Genomic DNA, 19,586 nt, shown 5'->3' with positions numbered 1-19,586 from the left:
TCACGCGACGTCCAGGTCGTCGTCTTCCGCCTGCTCGTGCGTGGCGGTGACGGCGAGCTCGACGACGTCCCTGATCCGGCCCCTGCGGGCGAACGCGGCACGCTGCCGGCCGGCCCCTCCGCCGGACGCGTGGATGCGTGCAACGCCGCGCCGGACGACAGCGAGGTCGCCGTTCGCGTCCAGCGCCTCCGCGGTGTGGGCGAGGAGCGCGTCCACCGCATCCACCGCCGATGCCTCCCGCCAGGTCACGGGATGCGGCAGCGAGCCGGTCACGCCCGTGAGCGCCGCCTGCCACTCGGCCAGCCGCAGGGCGGCCGACGGAACCGCGGCCGGCGGGATGCCCGCGCGCCACTCGGCGACGGCGGTGTCGACCAGCGCGCGGACGATGGCCGCGATCACGGCCGCGTCACGTGCGTCCAGGCAGACGTCCGCGACCCGCACCTCGACGGTCGGGTGCTTCCGGGAGACCCGCGCGTCCAGGTACAGCATTCCGGTGTCGAGGATGACGCCGGTGTCGACGAGGAACCGCTCGAACCGGTCGTAGGCCTCGACGGACCCGAAGACGTCGGTCGGGCCGGCGCTCTGCCACTGGTGCCAGGCGACGAAGCGGTAGCTGGCGTGGCCGGTGTCCGCGCCGCCGAAGAACGGCGAGTTGGCGCTGAGGGCGAGCAGGGTGGGCAGCCAGGTGCGGATGCGATCGAGCACCGCGACGCCCTCCTCGCGGGACTCGATGCCCACGTGCACGTGGAAGCCGCACACCAGGGTGCCCCGCGCGGTCAGCCCGTAACGCTCGATCATGGTCGCGTAGCGGGGGTCCTCGGTGACATGCGGACGCAGGCGCATCGGTGACATCGCCACGGCCACCGCGCGCGCACCGTGGCGCTGCGCGAGTCCGTCGGCCAGCTCGCGGCCGGCGACGATGTCGAGCAGGAGCTCGCTCGTGAGCAGCTGCGGACGGGTCTGCGTCTCGATCATCTCCTGCTGGATCTCCGCGCTGACCGAGGGCCCGTCGATGACGGCGGGGGCTTCGGCGAGCAGCAACGGCGCCACCGGAGAGGCCACCCCGCGCGCATCGACCAGGAGGAGCTCCTCCTCCACCCCGAAAGTCCTCACCCTCCCACTATCGGTGCCGGGGTGCACACGGACAATACCCTTCTCCCTGTGAGGATGCCGTGGCCGGGTCGGTCGAGCCGCGCACGCATTCTGCGGCGCAAACGCCCCACGCGCAGGATCGGCTCGTATACCATTTGGTCAGCGCTGGATATTCCTCTATAACGGATCCGGCGGTGCAACAAAACCGCGTCGCCGCCTGAATCGATCACGAGGAGCCGCCATGTGGGACACCGCCGTCAGGATCCCCGTCGACGCCTCCCTGCTCACCGACCGCAGCGACGCCTCCCTGCTCACCGACCGCAGCGACACCTCCGGGCGGAACCGTCTGCGCGCCCTGATCGCCGCCGTGCCGGGCATCAGCGTGGACGAACTCCACGCCCTGGGCCTGCCCGGGCTCTTCGCCGACCTGCGGGCGCTCCACCGCGACGGCTCGATCGCGGCGAGCGCCGAGCCGCCTCGCTTCTTCGAGCGCGCCACCCGCGTCTACCCGGCGGCGCCCGCACGCTGACCCACGTCGGCCGCCGGTAGGCGCCCCTAGACTCGCGCCATGGCAGCCCCGGATCCGACGGACGACGAGCTCGCGAACCGGTGGGACCGTGCGCTGAGCGGCGATCCCGCCGGGTTGGAGCAGCGGCTCGTCGCCGACAGCAGACTGCCGGGTCCGCGCGCGAACCTGGAGCTGGCGCACCGGTTCGCGGATCGCGCGGGCGCCGCCCCGCCGGAGCAGCGGGCCGCGGCGAACGCCGTGCTGGCGGCCTGGCTCGCCCTTCCCGTAGGAGAGCCGGACCCGCGCGCCGAATACCTCGCAGCCGTCGCCGCCCTTGCCGCGGGCGCCCTGGTCGCGGCCGCCCCCGACCGGGACGCCGGCGCCATCCTCACCGCCGCGGCGCGCGACCCGCGCTGGCGGGTGCGGGAGCTCGCCGCGACCGGCCTGCAGCGCGTCCTCGCCGCGGACTGGCCGCGCGGCATCGCGCAGGCACGCGCCTGGCTGTCCGACGGATTCGCGACGAATGATCGCGATTCGCCGCGAGTCGCGGCCATCCGTGACGAATCGCGGGCTGGCGGCGGTGCGCTGCTCGCGCGGGCAGCGGCGGCGGGCGTTGCAGAGCCGGCGCTGCTGCGCGAGCCCGCGCACGCGGCCGATGCCTGCCGGATCGTCGCCGACGCGGTGGACGTGCTCCTGGCCGTGCCGTCACCGGATCGACGTGACCCCGGCGTGCGTGTCCTCCGCAGGGCCCTCGGCTATGCCGTGAGCGTCGTGGCCGCTGCCGACCCCGACGGCGGCGTCCCGCTGCTGAACCGTCTGGCGACCTCCGCCGACCCCGATTCGCGCTGGGTCGCCCGCGAGAACCTGACCAAAGCCCGGCTCGCCCCGCTCGCCGACAGGCTGGCCGTCGCGCGCGACGCGCTCACCCGATGGTGAGCGTGCCGTCCTCGGCGAGCGTCCACCCCGGGTTGACCGCGACCTCCCAGACGTGGCCGTCGGGGTCGGCGAAGTAGCCGGAGTAGCCGCCCCAGAACACGCGCTCGGCCGGTTTGAGGATGCGCGCGCCGGCCGCCGCGGCCTGCGCGAGCACCGCATCCACGTCGGCCTCGCTGCGCTGGTTGCAGGCGAGCGTGATGCCGCTGAACGTGCCGTCGACCGGCAGGCGCGCGTCCTCGGCCAGGTCGTCGCGGCCGAACAGCGCGAAGGCCATGCCGGGCAGCTGGTAGAAGACCACGCCCTCGGGCACATCGGCCGGCCGCCAGCCGAGCCCGTCCTCGTAGAAGGCACGGGAACGGGCGAGGTCGGCGACGCCGAGCGTGAGGAGGCTGATGCGCTGGTCCATGCGCCCGAGGCTAGCGCCGGCTACCGACCGAGCGCCTGCTCCACGTCCGCGAGCAGGTCGTCCACGTCCTCGATGCCGACCGAGAGACGCACGATGTTGTCGGGCACCTCGAGCGCCGTGCCGCGGACCGACGCGTGCGTCATCTCCGAGGGGTAGCCGATCAGAGACTCGACGCCGCCGAGCGATTCCGCGAGCTGGAAGACGCGGGTCGACTCCGCGAAGCGGCGAGCCGCCGCCGCTCCCCCGCTGAGCGCCACCGACAGCATCCCGCCGAAGCCGCTCATCTGGCGCTGCGCCAGCTCGTGGCCGGGGTGGTCCGGGAGGCCCGGGTAGTAGACCGCCTCGACGCCCGCGTGGCCGACCAGGGCCTCCGCGATCGCCTGCGCGTTCGCACTGTGCTGACGGACCCGCACGTCCAGGGTCTTGATCCCGCGCGTGGTGAGCCACGCGTCCATCGGACCGGAGATCGCACCGGCCGCGAACTGGATGAACTGCGTCTTCTCCGCGAGCTCGTCGTCCGCGAAGACCAGCGCGCCGCCGACCACGTCCGAGTGGCCGCCGAGGTACTTGGTGGTCGAGTGCACCACGACGTCCGCGCCGAACGACAGCGGCTGCTGCAGGGCCGGGGACGCGAACGTGTTGTCCACGACGACGACCGCGCCGACCGCGTGGCCGAGCTCGACCAGGGCGGCGATGTCGCTGATCTTCATCAGCGGATTGCTCGGGGTCTCGATCCACAGCATCCGGGTGCCGTCGGTGCCGAGCGCCGTGCGCACGGCGTCGAGGTCGGTGAGGTCGACGGTGGTGTTGCGGATGCCCCACGCGCTGTGGATGCGGTCGATCAGGCGGTGCGTGCCGCCGTAGGCGTCGTTACCCAGGACGATGTGGTCGCCCGGGCGCAGCGCGGCGCGGATCAGCGCGTCCTCGGCGGCGAGGCCGGACGCGAAGGACAGCGCACGGACGCCGCCCTCGAGCGACGCGAGCAGCGTCTCGAGCGAGGTGCGGGTCGGGTTGCCGCCGCGGCTGTACTCGTAGCCGTTGCGCAGACCGCCGATGCCGTCCTGCACGAAGGTCGACGTCTGGTAGATGGGCGGGATGATCGCGCCGGTGGTCGGGTCGAACTCCTGACCCTCGTGGATGGCGCGCGTGGCGAAGCCGTCAGTCATGTCTCGTATCTCTCGTGGTTCAGTCGCTGAAGTAGTTGAGGAGGTCCTGGCGCGTGAGCACCGCGACCGGCTTACCGCCGTCGGTCACCAGCAGGGCGCTCGACTGCGCCAGGGCGGCGCGCGCGGCGGTCACGGACTCGTTGACGCCGATCAGCGGCAGCGGTTCGCCCAGGTGCGTGCCGACCGAGTCGCTCATCTCGGCGTGCCCGCTGAACACCGCGTCCACCAGCGAGCGCTCGTCGAGCGCGCCGGCGACCTCGCCCATCACGACGGGCGGCTCGGCCGTGAGGACGACGAGCTGCGAGACCCCGTAGGTGTTCATGGTCTGGATGGCGTCGCGCACCGTCTCGGACGGGTGCGTGTGCACGAGGTCCGGCAGGTCGCCGCGCTTGGTCTTGACGATGTCGTGCACCGTGGACTCGTCGGGCACCTCGCTGAAGCCGTAGGACTGCATCCACCGGTCGTTGAAGATCTTCGCCAGGTAGCCGCGGCCGCCGTCGGGGAGGATCACGACGACCACGTCGTCCGGGCCGAGCTTCTTCGCGGCCTCGAGCGCGGCCACGACGGCCATGCCGCTGGAGCCGCCGACGAGCATGCCCTCCTCGCGGGCGAGCCGCCGTGTCATCCGGAACGCCTCCGCGTCGGTGACCGCGATCACCTCGTCCACGACGGACGGGTCGTAGGCGCCCGGCCAGAAGTCCTCGCCCACGCCCTCGACGAGGTAGGGCCGGCCGGTGCCGCCCGAGTAGACGGACCCCTCCGGGTCGGCGCCGATGATCCGGACGCGGCCCTCGGAGACCTCCTTGAGGTAGCGTCCGGTGCCCGTGATCGTGCCGCCGGTGCCGACGCCCGCCACCAGGTGGGTGACGCGTCCGTCGGTGTCGCGCCAGATCTCCGGACCGGTGGTCTCGTAGTGGCTGCGCGGCCCGTTCGGGTTGAAGTACTGGTTGGGCTTGAACGCGCCCGGGATCTCGGCGGCGAGGCGGTCCGAGACGGAGTAATAGGAGTCGGGATGGTCCGGCGGCACCGACGTCGGCGTCACCACCACCTCCGCGCCGTAGGCGGTGAGGACGTTGATCTTGTCCTCGCCGACCTTGTCGGGGCAGACGAACACGCACCGGTAGCCGCGCTGCTGCGCGACGAGTGCGAGTCCGACGCCGGTGTTGCCGCTCGTCGGCTCCACGATGGTCCCGCCGGGCTTCAGAAGCCCGTCCTTCTCCGCAGCGTCGATGATGCGGGAGGCGATGCGGTCCTTCGACGAACCTCCGGGGTTCAGGTACTCGAGTTTGACGAGCACCGTCGCCGCGATCCCGTCGGTCAGCCTGTTGAGCTTCACGAGCGGGGTGTCGCCGACCAAGTCTGTAATGGTCTCTGCGTACTTCACCCGACCAACCTTAACAGCGGGCCGCGTGCGGGACGAGCGTGTGACGGCCGCCCTATCATCGGTGCATGCCCGTGTCCGACCTGTCGTCCGTCGCCCAGGACTACCTGAAGATCATCTGGTCGGCGACCGAGTGGTCGGACCAGCCGGTCACCGTGAAGCAGCTTTCCGAGCGGATGGGCGTCCGCGCGGCGACGGTGTCTGACGGCATCCGCCGCCTCAGCGAGCAGGGCCTGGTGGCGCACGAACGCTACGGCGGTGTGGAGCTGACCGACGCCGGACGCCGCCACGCCGTCGCGATGGTCCGGCGTCACCGCCTGATCGAGACGTTTCTGGTCGAGGAGCTGGACTACGGCTGGGACGAGGTTCACGACGAGGCGGAGGTGCTGGAGCACGCCGTGTCGGACGGCCTGATCGAGCGCCTGGACCGCCGCCTCGGCTTCCCCGCCCGCGACCCGCACGGCGACCCCATCCCGACGGCGGACGGGACGCCGCGGCGCCCGGACGCGGTGCCGCTGCTGTCGGCACCGGCCGGGGTGCCGCTGTCGGTGGTGCGCATCTCGGACGCCGACCCGGCGGTCCTGCGGCAGCTGGCGGAGGTGGGAGTCGGGCTGGACACGGTGCTGACGGTGGAGGGCGGCGGAGGCGATGCAACGGTACGCGTGGGCGACGCAGTAGTGGTCCTGGGGGCGGGGGCCGCCGCGGCGCTGTGGGTGGCGGCCCAGACACGCTAAGCTATCGGTACAACCCCCGTTCCTCTGGATCGGGCTCAGAGCCCCGCTTCGGCGGGGCTCTGCTCTTTCCAGGACTCGGGGCGCCGAACGGGCCTTCCGCTGCGGGCTATCACGATGGGCGGAAACTGACTTGCCGCCGCGAGAGAGGGCCGCAGGTAAAGGGATGACCTGACCCCTGCCTTCTCGAATTCTCGGGTTCGCTCGTCTCGCGGATACACCACGACGACATGGCGGCGACAGCGGTTGATGGCGACGTCGATGGCCGCTGAAAGGTCGGAGTCGCTGCTCACCACGACGTAGGTGTCGTAGGCGCCATCGACCGAATCCACGACGAGCTGCACGGCGAGCTTGACGTCCGAACCCTTCTCCTGCACCTTCCACACGTCGGCCCATCGCACATCCCTCGTACCCCTGAGCCTCGCACGGCTGGGGTGGATGGTGAACTGCGACCGATGGATCATGACTCTCGACAAGCTGCCGAGTGCGCGGAGATATGCCGCCTGACGATCGGGCGCCGACGGGTCCTCCGGATTAGCACCGCCCCGAACATTGGCGGTGAAGTAGTGGATTCGCCGGACGTCGAAGTCGCTCAGCAGCGAATCGAACAGCCGTTCCAGGTCGAGCCACTTGTTGCCCGGCCGGCTTTCCAGCTGCCCCTTGTAGAGGTTGAACCCATCGACGTAGACGACGGCGGTGGGCTTGGACATGGGCGCCACCTTAGAACGACGGGGCACCCCTTACGGCACCGGTGGCCGCAATCACGCCCGCGTGACCGTCAGCACCACCAGCACCAGGTTCAGCACCACCACGCCCCCCGCGACCGCACCCCCGAGCACCCGCACCCACACCCGGTCCACCGCGTCCCCCATGACCGCGCGCGACCCGGTCAGCCGCAGCAGCGGGATCATCGCGAACGGGATGCCCAGGCTCAGGAACACCTGCGACAGCACCAGCGCCCAGGTCGGGTCCACCCCGACAGCCAGGATGATCACCGCGGGCACCAGCGTCACCACGCGCCGCGCGAGCAGCGGCACGCGCAGCCGCAGCAGCCCGCCCATGATCGTCGCACCCGCGTAGCTGCCGACCGACGCCGACGCGAGGCCCGACGCGAGCAGGCCGATCGCGAAGACCACCCCGATCGCCGGCCCCAGCGCCGAGGAGATCGCGGCGTGGGCGCCCTGGATGGTGTCCGTCCCGGCCACCCCGCGCAGCGACGACGCCGCCACGAGCAGCATCGCGATGTTGACCGCGCCCGCGATGATCAGCGCGAGCACGACGTCGAGCCTCGTCGCCCGAAGCAGCGTCCGGATGCGGCCCGCGTCGCCGGACGCGCCGTGCCGATCGCGGGCGAGGGCGGAGTGGAGGTAGATGGCGTGCGGCATGACGGTGGCTCCGAGCATGCTCGCCGCGAGCAGCACCGTCTCGGTGCCGTCGAAGCGCGGCACCAGGCCGGCGGCCGCCGCGCCCCAGTCGACGGGACTGACGAACAGCCCGGCCAGGAAGCCGACCGCGATCACGGCCAGCAGGCCCACAATGACCGCCTCGAACGGCCTCTGCCCTCGGCGCGACTGGATGGAGAGGATGCCGAGCGCCACCACGCCGACGATGAGGCCGCCGAGCGGCAGCGGAAGCCCGAACAGGAGATTCAGCGCGATCGCGCCGCCGATCACCTCGGCGATGTCGGTCGCCGCGGCGACCAGCTCGGCCTGCACCCAGTAGGCGCGGCGGCCGAACGTCCCCAGCCGCGTGCCCAGCAGCTCGGGGAGGCTGCGGCCGGTGACGATGCCGAGCTTCGCCGACTGGTACTGCACGAACACCGCGATCGCGTTCGCCGCGACCAGCACCCAGACCAGCAGGTACCCGTAGCGCGCACCGGCGGTGAGGTTCGCGGCGACGTTGCCGGGATCGACGTACGCGATCGCCGCGACGAAGGCCGGACCGAGCAGGAGGAGCATACGCGCAGGAGCGGCACGGGAGGCCCGCTCGGCGACGTCGACGCTCATCCCGGCTCCTTCCGCGAAAAGTTAGCCCAGTCTAACTCTGCGGCCGGAATGGTGGAAGGACGTGTCAGCCCTCCGCGAGGAGGGTGGTCAACGACGCGATCCGCCCGTCGCGTACCTGCACGACGTCCACGCCTCGCGCGACCGGCGCGCCGGCCGGGCCGAACGTCCACGCCACTGCGCCGGTGTCGGGTCCGAGATACACCGGGCCGGACTCCTCCAGTGCGAACTCGCCGGGCGTCCCGTCGAGGATGCTCGCGGCCTTCGCCTCGAGGCCGTCCCAGCCGCGCACTTCGCCCTCGGGGTCGGTGAACACGACGTCCTCGGCGTAGATGCGCTCGATCGCCTCGCGGCGGGACGCGGCGTCCCGGTTGTCGAAGACGTCGCGCAGCTGGGCGGTGAGCAGTTCGGTGATCGTCGGCACGGGCCGTCCTCTCGTCGATGTCGGGTGGCGCGGGTGGTGCGTGTGGCGCGGGTGGTGCGGTGGACTACTCCTCGAGCAGCGCGCCCTCGGTCTGCTCGCGGTACAACCGGGAGTACACGCCGCCGAGCTCGAGCAGTTCGCGGTGCGTCCCGCGCTCGACGACCTTGCCGTGGTCGATGACGAAGATCACGTCGGCCGACACGATGGTCGACAGCCGGTGGGCGATCGCGATGGTGGTGCGGCCGCTGGATGCGGTGTCCAGCGCCTGCTGCACCACCCGCTCCGAGATGGTGTCGAGGGCACTGGTGGCCTCATCCAGGATGAGGACTTCCGGATCCTTGAGCAGCACGCGCGCGATCGCGATCCGCTGCTTCTCGCCGCCGGACAGCCGGTAGCCGCGCTCGCCCACGACCGTGGCGTAGCCGTCCGGGAAGCCCACGATCGTCTCGTGGATGTTGGCCCGCCTTGCCGCATCCTCGATCTCCTCCTGCGAGGCGCCGGGACGCGCGTAGCGGAGGTTGTCCGCGATGGTGGCGTGGAACAGGTACGTCTCCTGGCTCACCACGCCGATGTGCGAGACGAGCGATTCCTGCTGGAGGTCGCGCACGTCGGTGTCGCCGAAACAGACGCGACCGCTGGTCGCGTCGTAGAACCGCGGGATCAGGTACGACACCGTCGTCTTGCCGGCGCCGCTCGGTCCGACGAACGCGGCGAACTCCCCCGGCTGGATGACGAACGACACGTCGTCGAGGGTGTTGCGCTCGCCCTCACGCGAGTCCGGGTAGCGGAAGACGACGTGGTCGAACTCGATCCGCCCGAGGTCGCGCGCGGGGTCCACCGGCGCCGCGTCCGGCCGGTCGGCGATCGCGGGCTTGAGGTCCAGGTACTCGAAGATGCGGGCGAACAGCGCCCCGGACGTCTGCAGGTCGAGCGCGACCCGCATCAGCGCGAGCAGCGGGAAGAGCAGCCGGGCCTGCACCGTGGTGAAGGCGACGATCGTTCCGGCCGTGATGTCCGCCGTGCCTCCCGCGATCAGCCACCCCGAGACGAGGTAGACGATCGCCGGGATGGAGGACAGGAAGATGTTCACCATCGCGAAGAACCACTGACCGCTCATCGCCTGCGACACCTGCAGCCGGATCTGGTTGCGGTTCTCGTCCGCGTAGCGCTCCTCCTCCGTCTGCTGACGGTTGAAGCTCTTCGACAGCAGGATGCCGGACACGCTCAGCGTCTCCTGCGTGATCGCGGTCATGTCCGACAGCGACTCCTGCGTCTTCGTCGCGATCCGGGCGCGCACCTGGCCGACCCGTCGCTGCGCGATGACCAGGATGGGCATGAGCACGACCGCGACGATGGTCAGCTGCCAGTTCAGCAGCAGCATCGCGACCAGCGCCGCGATGACGGTGACGGTGTTGCCCAGGATGCTCGACATCGTGTTGGTCAGGACGTTGGCGACCCCGCCGACGTCGTTCTGGAGCCGCGACTGGATGATGCCGGTCTTGGTGTGCGTGAAGAAGCTGAGCTCCATCGACTGCAGGTGGGAGAACAGCCGCACGCGCAGCGCGCCCATCACCTTGTTGCCGACCGAGGACGTCAGATACGTCTGCCAGACGCCGAGCAACGCCGAGACGACGTAGACGACGAGCATCAGCACGACGATCTCGACGAGCACCGGGATGTTGGGCTGACCGGACTTCGGGAACAGCCCCTCGTCGAACGCGCGCTCGGTCAGCAGCGGCGGGATGACGGTCAGTGCGGCCCCCGCGAGCACCAGCACCATGGTGAGGATGATCGCCGCCTTATGCGACGAGAACAGCTCCACGATGCGACGGAACAGGTGCGGGATCTTGGGCGCCTCGGCGTTCAGCGCGCGCTGCGCATCCGCATCCCCGCCGCTCACGCGCCGACGGCCGCCACCGCCGCCGCCCCCGGCGGCAATCTGGCCCATCACGCTCATGGGATCAGCGTAACGGCGGGGCGGCTGTGGGTCCGGTTCTTAAGCCGAGGGCGTAGGGAGGCCCGAGCCGCCCGTGACGGAACCGTGATGCAAGCGCTTGACGTAAACGCTTGCATGACGAGCGAGCAGCGGGGTACGCTCTGGCCGGGCGCACCCGCGCTCGCACCAAGAGCTCAACGAGGAGTGAAATGAAAGCAGCACGTCTCTCCGTGATCGCCGGTGTGGCCCTGGTGGGTCTGACACTGGCCGGATGCACCGGTGGCGGTTCGGGAAGCGGGGGCGGCGACGCCAACTCCGGTACTGACAGCAAGGGCCCGATCACCTACGTGCAGGGCAAGGACAACTCCAACGTCGTCCGCCCGCTCATCGAGAAGTGGAACAAGGCCCACCCGGACGAGAAGGTCACCTTCAAGGAGCAGACCGACCAGGCCGACCAGCAGCACGACGACCTCGTGCAGCACTTCCAGGCCAAGGACGCCAACTACGACGTCGTCGACGTCGACGTGGTGTGGACCGGCGAGTTCGCCGCGAAGGGCTGGCTCCAACCGCTGACCGGCAAGTTCAAGATGGACAACTCGGCCCTGCTCGAGCCGACCGTCAAGTCGGGCACCTACAACGGCACGCAGTACGCGGCGCCGCAGACCTCGGACGGCGGCATCCTGTACTACCGCAAGGACCTGGTCCCCACCCCGCCGAAGACGTGGGATGAGATGCTCAAGGACTGCGACATCGCCAAGGCGAAGGGCATCGGCTGCTACGCCGGTCAGTTCGCCCAGTACGAGGGCCTGACGGTGAACGTCGCCGAGGCGATCAACACCAACGGCGGCACCATCGTCGGCGAGGACGGCAAGAAGGTCACTGTCAACAGCCCCGAGGCCAAGGCCGGTCTGACCCGCCTGGTGGACGGTTTCAAGAACGGGCAGATCCCGGCTGAGGCCATCACCTACCAGGAGGAGCAGGGCCGCCAGGCGTTCGAGGCCGGCAAGCTGATGTTCCTGCGCAACTGGCCGTACGTGTACAACCTGGCCAAGACCGACGGCTCGTCGACCGTGAAGGACACCTTCGGGATCGCACCGCTGCCGGGCGTCGAGTCGGGCAAGCCGGGCGTCTCCAGCCTGGGCGGTCACAACGCGGCGATCAGCGTGTACTCCAAGCACAAGGCCACCGCGTTCGAGTTCCTGAAGTTCCTGCAGAGCGAGGAGACCCAGAAGTTCTTCGTGACCCAGGGCTCGCTCGCTCCGGTCGTCTCGTCGCTGTACGACGACGCGGCGCTGAACAGCCAGCTGCCGTACCTGTCCACCCTGAAGACGTCGATCGAGAACGCGGTCCCGCGTCCCGTCTCGCCGTTCTACCCGGCCATCACCAAGGCCGTTCAGGACAACGCGTACGCAGCGCTGAAGGGCGACAAGACGGTCGACCAGGCGCTGAAGGACATGGAGGCCGCCATCCAGACCGCCAGCGCCGGCTGATCCCGGCCTGAATCGGTCGCCGGGCGGCGGGAACTCTCCCGCCGCCCGGCTCCACACCCACTAGAGACTCCCTCCGGAGGCACACATGTCAACGTCGAACGTCGTCGCCCCCTCATCCACCCAGACCGGCACCGGCGGTAAGAAGCCCGTCCGCGCCGGCGTGAAGCACAACCGCCGTCAGCAGAGTCGCTGGGCCCTCTACCTGATCCTCCCGACTTTGATCCTCCTGGCCGTCGTGATCGGCTACCCGGTCGTCCAGGCGATCGTCATGTCCTTCCAGAAGGACGCCGGCCTCGACCCGGCGACCGGCCTCTTCGTGCAGGGCGGCTTCGCGGGCTTCGACAACTACGCCCACTGGCTGTTCCAGCAGTGCGCCGGCCCGAACGGGACCACCATCTCCTGCCCGCCCGGCAACCTCGGCTCCGCCTTCTGGAGCTCGGTGTTCGTCACCTTCTTCTTCACGGTGACCACGGTGATCCTCGAGACCCTGCTCGGCCTCTGGTTCGCGCTCATCATGAACCGGGCCTTCCGGGGCCGCGGCTTCGTCCGTGCCGCGATCCTCATCCCGTGGGCCATCCCGACCGCCGTCACCGCGAAGCTGTGGTTCTTCATCTTCTCGGTCGCCGGTGTCGCCAACGCCCTGATCGGCGCCCGCATCCTGTGGACCAGTGACGAGTGGGCCTCCCGCTGGGCGGTCATCATCGCCGACACCTGGAAGACGACGCCGTTCATGGCGCTGCTCATCCTGGCGGGCCTCCAGCTCATCCCGGAGGACGTCTACGAGGCGGCCAAGATGGACGGCGCGAGCACCTGGCAGCGCTTCTGGCGGGTGACCATGCCGCTGCTGAAGCCGGCGCTGATGGTCGCCATCCTGTTCCGCGTGCTCGACGCGCTCCGCATCTACGACCTGCCGCAGATCCTCACCGGCGGCGGCGGCGGCACAGGCCATGCGACGACCACGCTGTCGATCCTCGTGGTCGACCAGATCAGGCAAGGGTTCAACAGCGCAGCGGCCCTGTCGACCATCACGTTCATCATCATCTTCCTGATCGCGTTCATCTTCGTGCGGATATTGGGCACGAACGTCGTCCGAACGCAGGAGGACCAGCAGAAGGGAGCGAAGGGATGACCGCCGTCGCCGGGCCCGCCGCGGCCACGACCGAGGCCGACAGCCTCCCCCGCACCGGGACGAAGCGCCGCACCGCGGTGCGCCGCCGTCGCAACCAGAGCGCCCGCACGGGGATCCAGGCGATCGTCATCGTCCTGTGGTGCCTGCTGCCGTTCTACTGGATGGTCGTCACGTCGTTCCGCGACGTGGGCTACACCTTCGACAACACCCCGTGGTTCACCCACTTCACCTGGGACAACTACGCGACCGCCCTGTCCACGCAGCTCGGCAACAACCTGCCGGGCGCGCTGCTGAACTCGCTGTTCATCGGCATCTGCGTCACGGTCATCTCGCTCATCGTCGGCATCTTCGCCTCGTACGCGCTCGCCCGCCTGGACTTCAAGTTCAAGGGCATCGTGCTCGGCGTGATCCTGGCGGCGTCGATGTTCCCGGGCGTCGCGCTCATCACCCCGCTGTTCCAGCTCTTCACGAACATCGGGTGGATGGGCACCTACCAGGCGCTGATCATCCCGGAGATCTCGTTCGCGCTGCCGCTGACGGTGTACACGCTGACGTCGTTCTTCCGCGAGATGCCGTGGGACCTCGAGGAAGCGGCCCGCATCGACGGCTGCACGCAGGCGCAGGCGTTCCGCAAGGTGATCCTGCCGCTGGCGGCCCCCGCTGTGTTCACGACCGCGATCCTGGCGTTCATCTCGTCCTGGAACGAGTTCCTGATCTCCAGCCAGCTGTCGAGCGACCGGACGCAGCCCGTCACCGTGGCCATCGCCTCCTTCACCGGCACCCAGCCGCACCAGGAGCCCTACACCGCCATCATGGCGGCGGGCACCATCGTGGTCGTGCCTCTGATCATCCTGGTGCTGATCTTCCAGCGCCGCATCGTCGCGGGTCTGACGGCCGGCGGCGTGAAGGGCTGATCCCATGCGCTGGAACGACTCGCGCGAGACGGTCGACGTCGGACTCGGCTTCGTCGGGTTCTTCGGGGTCGTCTTCCTCGCGATCACCATCTGGTGCGAGCTGACCGGTCAGCCCGCATTGGGCTGGGCGATCACCCTGCTGGTGCTCGTGCTCGCCTTCGTCGGCCTCCTGCAGCTGCGTCGTCGCATCATCGCGCGGCGGCAGGAGGCCGAGGAGCGGCAGCGCGCGCACCAGAACTCCTGATCGGATGTCCACGATGGCGGGGATCGAGGAGGTCGCGCGCGCGACCGGAGTCTCGACGGCCACCGTCTCGCGGGCGCTGCGCGGTCTCCCGAACGTCTCGGACAAGACGCGGGCGGCCGTGCGGCGCGCCGCGGACGAGCTCGGCTACGTCGCGTCGTCGAGCGCGTCCGGGCTCGCGAGCGGACGCACGCTGGCCATGGGTGTCGTCGTCCCGTCGGTGAGCCGCTGGTTCTACACGCAGGTGCTCGAGGGCGTGGATGCGGAGCTCCGGTCGGCGAGCTACGACATGATCCTGTTCAACCTCGGTGGCCACCGCGGCGACCGCGAGCGGGTGTTCCACCGGAGCATCCTGCGCAAGCGGACGGATGCGCTCCTCGCGCTCTGCCTCGACTTCACCACGGAGGAACGCGAGCAGCTGGCGACGCTCGGGCACCCGACGATCGTGGTCGGCGGCCCGGTGAAGGGGCTGCGCAGCGTGGGCATCGACGAGCCGTCGACCGCCTACACGGCGACCTCGCACCTCATCTCGCTCGGCCACACCGCCATCGCCCACCTCGGCGGCGAGGACGAGGAGGGCCTGAACAGCCAGGTGCCGATCGGGCGGCTGCACGGCTTCCGGAAGGCGATGAAGGACGCCGGCCTGCCTGTGCGGCCGGAGTGGATCATCCCGGGCGGCTTCTCGCTGCCCGAGAGCCGGGCGGCCATGAACAGCCTGCTGGAACGTCCGGGCCCCCGGCCGACCGCCGTGTTCGCCGGGTCGGACGAGATGGCATTCGGCGCCATCCTCGCCGCGGGCGACCACGGGCTCCGGGTTCCGGAGGATCTGTCGGTGATCGGCATCGACGACCACGACTACGCCGCCGGCTTCGGGCTCACCACCATGGCGCAGGACCCGTTCGAGCAGGGCGCGACCGCCGCGCGCATCCTCCTGGACGAGCTGGCGGGTGCGGACCCGAGGACGTCGTCGGTCCGCTCCCCCGTGAGCCTGGTCGTGCGGTCGTCCACCGCTCCCCCCGCCGCGCGCGGATGAGCGGAATCGCCTCTCTGGCCGGAAACGCTCCCACGGTCTGAGACAATGGATGCGCGATCATCCGGCAGAGCGCGCCTTTCGGGTAGGCACGGTGTGCTGATGGGGTCGCCCGTCGGGCTTTCGGGGCCCACATGACGGGAAGAGCCGCTCTGTTTCGACAGGGCGGCTCTTCGAATAGGTGGGAACGTTCCCGCTCCCTCCGTGCTCGTCAGTCGGCGTCGGCGAGCGCCAGCACCTCGGCCTCCTGCTGCGCCGTCTCATGGGGAGCATCCACGCGCTTCAGGTGCTTGTGGCCGATCACGATGAGCGCGGCCGCGACGAGCACCGAGAGGGCGCCTGCGTAGAACGGCATCGAACGGCTGACGGTGTCGGCGAGCAGCGTCGCCGCGGGCGGGGCCACGGCGCCGCCGAGGAAGCGGACGCCCGAGTAGGCGCTGGACGCGACAGCGCGGGGCAGGTCGGTCGCCTCCATCACGCACTCGGTGAGCACCGTGTTCAGGATGCCGAGGAGCAGGCCGCCCACGATCACGCACACGATGAGGGCGACGAGCGAGCCGACCAGGAGCCCGGCGGCGAGCAGGTCGAGCGCGAGGAGCGGCATGACCAGCCAGAGGACGCGCGTCCGGGGCATCCGCGCGGTGAGGAGCGGGGCGACCCAGACCGAGGTGACGGCGAGCGCGACGCCCCAGCCGAAGAAGATGAGGCCGAGGCTGATCGCATCCTCGACGCCCAGCGGCACCAGCGCGAACGGCGTGTAGGCCAGGAGCACGAAGAAGCCGATGTTGTAGAACAGGGCGGCGCCGGCGAGGAAGCCGAGTGCCGGACGCCCGAGCGCGCGGAACGGCGCGGAGAGCTTCGTCGGCTGCGGCTTCTCGCCGTTGTTCTTGAGCAGCGAGACGATCGCGATGAAGCCGATCGCCATGAGGGTCGCGGTGCCGAAGAACGGCCCGCGCCAGCTCCAGCTGCCCAGCAGGCCGCCGAGCAGCGGGCCGATGGCGATGCCGAGACCGAGCGCCGCCTCGTACAGGATGATCGCGGACGAGGTGCCGCCGGACGCCGCGCCGACGATCGTCGCGAGAGCGGTGGATATGAAGAGCGCGTTGCCGAGGCCCCAGCCTGCACGGAATCCGATGATCGACTCCACGTTCTGCGACAGGCCGGCGGCGAGCGCGAACACGACGATCAGCGCGAGGCCGATGAGAAGCGTCTTCTTGGCGCCGATGCGGCTGGAGATCCAGCTCGTGAAGAACATGGCGGCGCCGGTGATGAGGAGGTAGCTCGTGAACAGCATCTCGGTCTGCGTGGGCGTGGCCTGCAGGCTCTTCGCGATCGCCGGGAGGATCGGGTCGACGAGCCCGATGCCCATGAAGGCGATGACGGAGGCGAAGGCGACGGCCCAGACGGCGGTCGGCTGCTTGAGGATGCTGGCGGGGCGTTCATGGGACATGGAGGGGAATCGGCTCCTTGGTGACTGGTGAGGTTTCGGGGGGCGTCGCGGGCGCTCAGCGGGTGCCGGCGAGCGCGGCGCTGGTGGCGTTGGAGAGATCGACCCGCGACGCGATGATCTCGACGGTGGAGCGCATGGCGGCCAGCTCATCCTCGCTGAGGTCGGCGAACATCGGGACCAGCGCGGCGGACAGCTCGTCGCGCCAGGCCTGGAACGCGGCGGCGCCCTTGTCGGTGACGGCGACCTGCCAGGCGCGCGCGTCGTCGGTGTCGGCGATGCGCTTCACCCATTCGGCCTCGACGAGGTTGCGGACGATCTTGGTCATCGTCGGCTGCGAGACCCGGCTCTGCGTTGCGAGCTCGCCGAGCCGCATGGGCCCGGTCGTCTGCAGGACGCTGATGGTGCGCCACGTGGCGGGAGACTCGGTGCTGCCGGTGACGCGGGCGGCGAGCCGGGTGAGACGGTGTGCGGCGACGACGAGGTCGCCGAGGATCTGGTGGAGTTCGGGTGTCTCGGGCATGGAGACAATTATATATAGCTTGCCTATATTTGTCGAATGGCGAGGACGTAGGCCTGCGGCGACTTCTGCGGCGGGACGGGCTGGGTGATGAGCTCGGCCGCCTCGGCGAAGCCGGCGTCGGCCAGCCGCTGCTTCACCCGCCCGGGATCCTGACGGCGCGTGCGCAGATCGATGTCGTGGCCGTACGCGTGGGTGAGATGTACCACCTCTGCGCCCACCTGGAACGCGAGCAGGAGCGCGCCGCCCGGACGCGTCACCCGCGCGAACTCCGCGAACAGCGCGTCCTGTCGCTCGTCGGGCGTGTGGATGATCGAATACCACGCGAGCGCGCCGGCCAGCTCCCCGTCGCCGAACGGCAGCGCGGCCATCGACCCGACCTCGAATCGCAGGTCCGGATGGTCCCGCCGCGCCACCTCCACCATCTGCGGCGACAGGTCGATCCCGACGACGTCGAGCCCGAGGCCCGCCAGGTGGACGGCGATCCGGCCGGGACCGCACCCCAGGTCGCCGACGAGCCCGCCGCCCGCGCGGACGACGCGCTCGGCGAACACTCCGAGCATCGCCCGGTCGTACTCGCTCCGCGCGAGCTCGTCGCGCAGCAGCTCGGCGTAGTCCTCGGCGACGATGTCGTAGGCGGTGCGGGTCTCGGTCACGTCGTCGGGTTCGGTCACGCGCTCATCGTAGCCAGACACGACGAAGCGCCCCCGGCCGGGTGACCGGGGGCGCTTCAGGGTGTCACCGCAGGTACCGATTCCAGAGGAGGGTCCTGCGGTACAGATCCGGCGGGTGACAGCCGCTATCGCGGTCGTCCCCGTGGAGCAGTGCGTGACCGAAGTCGCGCAGGTGGGCGGCGTAGGTACGCCAGGAACTCGTATTCATTCGGTGGTTCTTCTTCCGGTTGTGCGTCCTTGCACACCGATGCACGCGGGCAGGCGCGATCGGACGCGATGGATGGATGAGCATCCGCGTCCGCACGTCGCTTAACGCACGGAGGGCGTCGCCCCGTTGTCGGGGGCGACGCCCTCCACAACGCGGACACTCTCTAAACGAGGAGTCCGCGTCGCGTAGACGAGCCTGTCAGCCTGTCAGTAAGAAGAGCCCCGAGGGGCGCGAATTACTTGAGGGTGACGGTGGCGCCAGCCTCTTCGAGCTGGGCCTTCGCCTTGTCGGCGGTCTCCTTGTTGGCGCCCTCGAGCACGGTGCTCGGCGCGCCATCGACGAGGGCCTTCGCCTCACCGAGGCCGAGGCTGGTGAGGGCGCGCACCTCCTTGATGACCTGGATCTTCTTGTCACCGGCGGCCTCGAGGACGACGTCGAAGGAGTCCTTCTCCTCGACCTCTTCGGCAGCGGCGCCCGCACCACCGGCGGCCGGGGCGGCCACGGCGACGGGGGCGGCGGCGGTGACCTCGAAGGTCTCCTCGAACTTCTTCACGAACTCGCTGAGCTCGATGAGCGTGAGCTCCTTGAACGCGTCCAGCAGCTCGTCAGTCGACAGCTTTGCCATTGTTCTCTCCTTAGTTTCTGTGGTTACTCACCGCGTGCAGGATCCGGAACGGATCAGGCAGCGGACTCCTGCTTCTCACGCAGCGCGTCGACCGTGCGAACGGCCTTCGACAGCGGTGCGTTGAACAGATATGCGGCTCCGAACAGCGAGGCCTTGAAGGCGCCGGCCAGCTTGGCCAGCAGAACCTCACGGGACTCGAGGTCGGCGAGCTTGCCTACCTCTTCTGCGGTCAGCGGGTTACCGTCGAAGTAACCGCCCTTGACCACCAGCAGAGGGTTTGCCTTGGCGAAGTCACGCAGCGACTTCGCGACGGCGACCGGGTCACCGTGCACGAAGGCGATCGCGGACGGACCAGCGAGCTCCTCGTCGAACGACGAGATGCCCTTGTTGTTGGCCGCGATCTTGGTCAGCGTGTTCTTCACCACGGCGTACGTCGCGTGCTCACTGATGGACTTGCGCAGCGTCTTGAGCTGAGCAACAGTGAGACCGCGGTACTCGGTCAGCAGAACGGCGGTCGAGCTCTCGAACAGTCCCTCGAGCTCGGCAACCGTGGCTTCCTTGTTCGCCATGGCCTACTCCTCAATCTTCTTCGTCGCACACCGCGGGAGCGGTGCGCCGACCAGAGCCCCCTGGACAAAGAAAAAAGCTCCGGCGCAGACGCACGGAGCTGGACACGCAAGAGACTTGCGGAGTTTGCTTCACACACCTGCGCGGGCGCCCACCTG

Annotated in this window: 21 protein-coding genes; 8 read left to right on the top strand and 13 right to left on the bottom strand. The window is 69.8% G+C overall.

Features of this window, described 5'->3' with window-relative positions; genetic code table 11:
- The gene (locus AB0P25_RS11315) at nucleotides 1–1,113 is read right to left on the bottom strand and encodes a glutamate--cysteine ligase (protein ID WP_363807383.1); all 1,113 of its coding nucleotides are present in this window, start codon (nucleotides 1,111–1,113) and stop codon (nucleotides 1–3) included.
- Between the two features lie 220 nt (nucleotides 1,114–1,333).
- On the opposite strand from AB0P25_RS11315, the gene AB0P25_RS11310 reads away from it, so the two are divergent.
- Both AB0P25_RS11310 and AB0P25_RS11305 read left to right on the top strand, forming a co-directional pair.
- Nucleotides 1,334–1,621, top strand: a complete 288-nt coding sequence (locus AB0P25_RS11310) for a hypothetical protein (protein WP_363807382.1) — start codon at nucleotides 1,334–1,336, stop codon at nucleotides 1,619–1,621.
- Nucleotides 1,622–1,660: 39 nt separating this feature from the next.
- Nucleotides 1,661–2,536, top strand: a complete 876-nt coding sequence (locus AB0P25_RS11305; protein WP_363807381.1) for a hypothetical protein — start codon at nucleotides 1,661–1,663, stop codon at nucleotides 2,534–2,536.
- On the opposite strand, the gene AB0P25_RS11300 is transcribed toward AB0P25_RS11305, so the two are convergent.
- From AB0P25_RS11300 to AB0P25_RS11290, 3 genes are read right to left on the bottom strand one after another with little or no spacing between them, the layout of a single operon-like run.
- Nucleotides 2,523–2,942, bottom strand: coding sequence for a VOC family protein (locus tag AB0P25_RS11300; RefSeq protein WP_363807380.1), 420 nt, complete (start codon nucleotides 2,940–2,942; stop codon nucleotides 2,523–2,525). The two genes, AB0P25_RS11305 and AB0P25_RS11300, sit on opposite strands and share 14 nt — an antisense overlap.
- A 20-nt stretch (nucleotides 2,943–2,962) precedes the next feature.
- Nucleotides 2,963–4,108 carry a cystathionine gamma-synthase gene (locus AB0P25_RS11295; protein ID WP_363807379.1) on the bottom strand — a complete coding sequence of 382 codons (1,146 nt, stop codon included), beginning with the start codon at nucleotides 4,106–4,108 and terminating at the stop codon, nucleotides 2,963–2,965.
- Between the two features lie 19 nt (nucleotides 4,109–4,127).
- A complete protein-coding gene (locus tag AB0P25_RS11290) occupies nucleotides 4,128–5,492 on the bottom strand; it encodes a cystathionine beta-synthase (RefSeq protein ID WP_363807378.1) in 1,365 nt (454 codons plus the stop codon).
- Nucleotides 5,493–5,557: 65 nt separating this feature from the next.
- On the opposite strand from AB0P25_RS11290, the gene AB0P25_RS11285 reads away from it, so the two are divergent.
- Nucleotides 5,558–6,223: a metal-dependent transcriptional regulator gene (locus AB0P25_RS11285; protein ID WP_363807377.1), complete on the top strand. Its 666-nt coding sequence runs from the start codon at nucleotides 5,558–5,560 to the stop codon at nucleotides 6,221–6,223.
- Nucleotides 6,224–6,258: 35 nt separating this feature from the next.
- Here the strand turns inward: AB0P25_RS11285 and AB0P25_RS11280 are convergent, their stop codons facing one another.
- From AB0P25_RS11280 to AB0P25_RS11265, 4 genes are all read right to left on the bottom strand, one after another.
- Nucleotides 6,259–6,930, bottom strand: coding sequence for an NYN domain-containing protein (locus tag AB0P25_RS11280; RefSeq protein WP_363807376.1), 672 nt, complete (start codon nucleotides 6,928–6,930; stop codon nucleotides 6,259–6,261).
- Between the two features lie 51 nt (nucleotides 6,931–6,981).
- Nucleotides 6,982–8,226 carry an Nramp family divalent metal transporter gene (locus AB0P25_RS11275; protein ID WP_363807375.1) on the bottom strand — a complete coding sequence of 415 codons (1,245 nt, stop codon included), beginning with the start codon at nucleotides 8,224–8,226 and terminating at the stop codon, nucleotides 6,982–6,984.
- 64 nt (nucleotides 8,227–8,290) lie between these two features.
- Entirely contained in the window at nucleotides 8,291–8,647 is a 357-nt protein-coding gene (locus AB0P25_RS11270) for a nuclear transport factor 2 family protein (protein WP_363807374.1), read from the bottom strand.
- A gap of 64 nt (nucleotides 8,648–8,711) precedes the next feature.
- Nucleotides 8,712–10,595, bottom strand: coding sequence for an ABC transporter ATP-binding protein (locus AB0P25_RS11265; protein WP_363808054.1), 1,884 nt, complete (start codon nucleotides 10,593–10,595; stop codon nucleotides 8,712–8,714).
- Between the two features lie 197 nt (nucleotides 10,596–10,792).
- On the opposite strand from AB0P25_RS11265, the gene AB0P25_RS11260 reads away from it, so the two are divergent.
- From AB0P25_RS11260 to AB0P25_RS11240, 5 genes are all read left to right on the top strand, one after another.
- Nucleotides 10,793–12,073: an ABC transporter substrate-binding protein gene (locus tag AB0P25_RS11260; RefSeq protein ID WP_363807373.1), complete on the top strand. Its 1,281-nt coding sequence runs from the start codon at nucleotides 10,793–10,795 to the stop codon at nucleotides 12,071–12,073.
- Between the two features lie 85 nt (nucleotides 12,074–12,158).
- Nucleotides 12,159–13,202 carry a sugar ABC transporter permease gene (locus AB0P25_RS11255; protein WP_064111003.1) on the top strand — a complete coding sequence of 348 codons (1,044 nt, stop codon included), beginning with the start codon at nucleotides 12,159–12,161 and terminating at the stop codon, nucleotides 13,200–13,202.
- Nucleotides 13,199–14,116 carry a carbohydrate ABC transporter permease gene (locus AB0P25_RS11250; protein WP_363807372.1) on the top strand — a complete coding sequence of 306 codons (918 nt, stop codon included), beginning with the start codon at nucleotides 13,199–13,201 and terminating at the stop codon, nucleotides 14,114–14,116. The genes AB0P25_RS11255 and AB0P25_RS11250 overlap by 4 nt, the downstream gene beginning before the upstream one ends.
- Before the next feature lie 4 nt (nucleotides 14,117–14,120).
- Entirely contained in the window at nucleotides 14,121–14,360 is a 240-nt protein-coding gene (locus AB0P25_RS11245) for a hypothetical protein (protein WP_363807371.1), read from the top strand.
- A gap of 13 nt (nucleotides 14,361–14,373) precedes the next feature.
- Nucleotides 14,374–15,390 (top strand): LacI family DNA-binding transcriptional regulator, encoded by a 1,017-nt coding sequence (locus AB0P25_RS11240; protein ID WP_363807370.1) that lies wholly within the window; start codon nucleotides 14,374–14,376, stop codon nucleotides 15,388–15,390.
- Between the two features lie 208 nt (nucleotides 15,391–15,598).
- Here AB0P25_RS11240 and AB0P25_RS11235 read toward each other — a convergent pair whose 3' ends face one another.
- The 5 genes from AB0P25_RS11235 to rplJ all read right to left on the bottom strand — a co-directional run bounded on the left by AB0P25_RS11235 (nucleotide 15,599) and on the right by rplJ (nucleotide 19,430).
- On the bottom strand, nucleotides 15,599–16,837 hold the full coding sequence (locus AB0P25_RS11235) for an MFS transporter (RefSeq protein ID WP_363807368.1): 1,239 nt from the start codon (nucleotides 16,835–16,837) through the stop codon (nucleotides 15,599–15,601).
- Nucleotides 16,838–16,892: 55 nt separating this feature from the next.
- Complete coding sequence (locus tag AB0P25_RS11230) at nucleotides 16,893–17,357, bottom strand: MarR family transcriptional regulator (protein WP_363807367.1); 465 nt, start codon at nucleotides 17,355–17,357, stop codon at nucleotides 16,893–16,895.
- A 23-nt stretch (nucleotides 17,358–17,380) separates the two neighbouring features.
- Nucleotides 17,381–18,028 (bottom strand): methyltransferase domain-containing protein, encoded by a 648-nt coding sequence (locus AB0P25_RS11225; protein ID WP_363807366.1) that lies wholly within the window; start codon nucleotides 18,026–18,028, stop codon nucleotides 17,381–17,383.
- Nucleotides 18,029–18,471: 443 nt separating this feature from the next.
- Nucleotides 18,472–18,861, bottom strand: a complete 390-nt coding sequence (gene rplL / locus AB0P25_RS11220; protein WP_064110997.1) for a 50S ribosomal protein L7/L12 — start codon at nucleotides 18,859–18,861, stop codon at nucleotides 18,472–18,474.
- A gap of 53 nt (nucleotides 18,862–18,914) precedes the next feature.
- Nucleotides 18,915–19,430: a 50S ribosomal protein L10 gene (gene rplJ, locus AB0P25_RS11215; protein WP_064110996.1), complete on the bottom strand. Its 516-nt coding sequence runs from the start codon at nucleotides 19,428–19,430 to the stop codon at nucleotides 18,915–18,917.
- Nucleotides 19,431–19,586: the final 156 nt, after the last annotated feature.

Origin of the sequence: Leifsonia sp. NPDC077715, assembly GCF_040686855.1 — a bacterium.
Lineage (GTDB): Bacteria > Actinomycetota > Actinomycetes > Actinomycetales > Microbacteriaceae > Leifsonia.
This window is presented reverse-complemented; position numbering and strand designations above follow the sequence as displayed.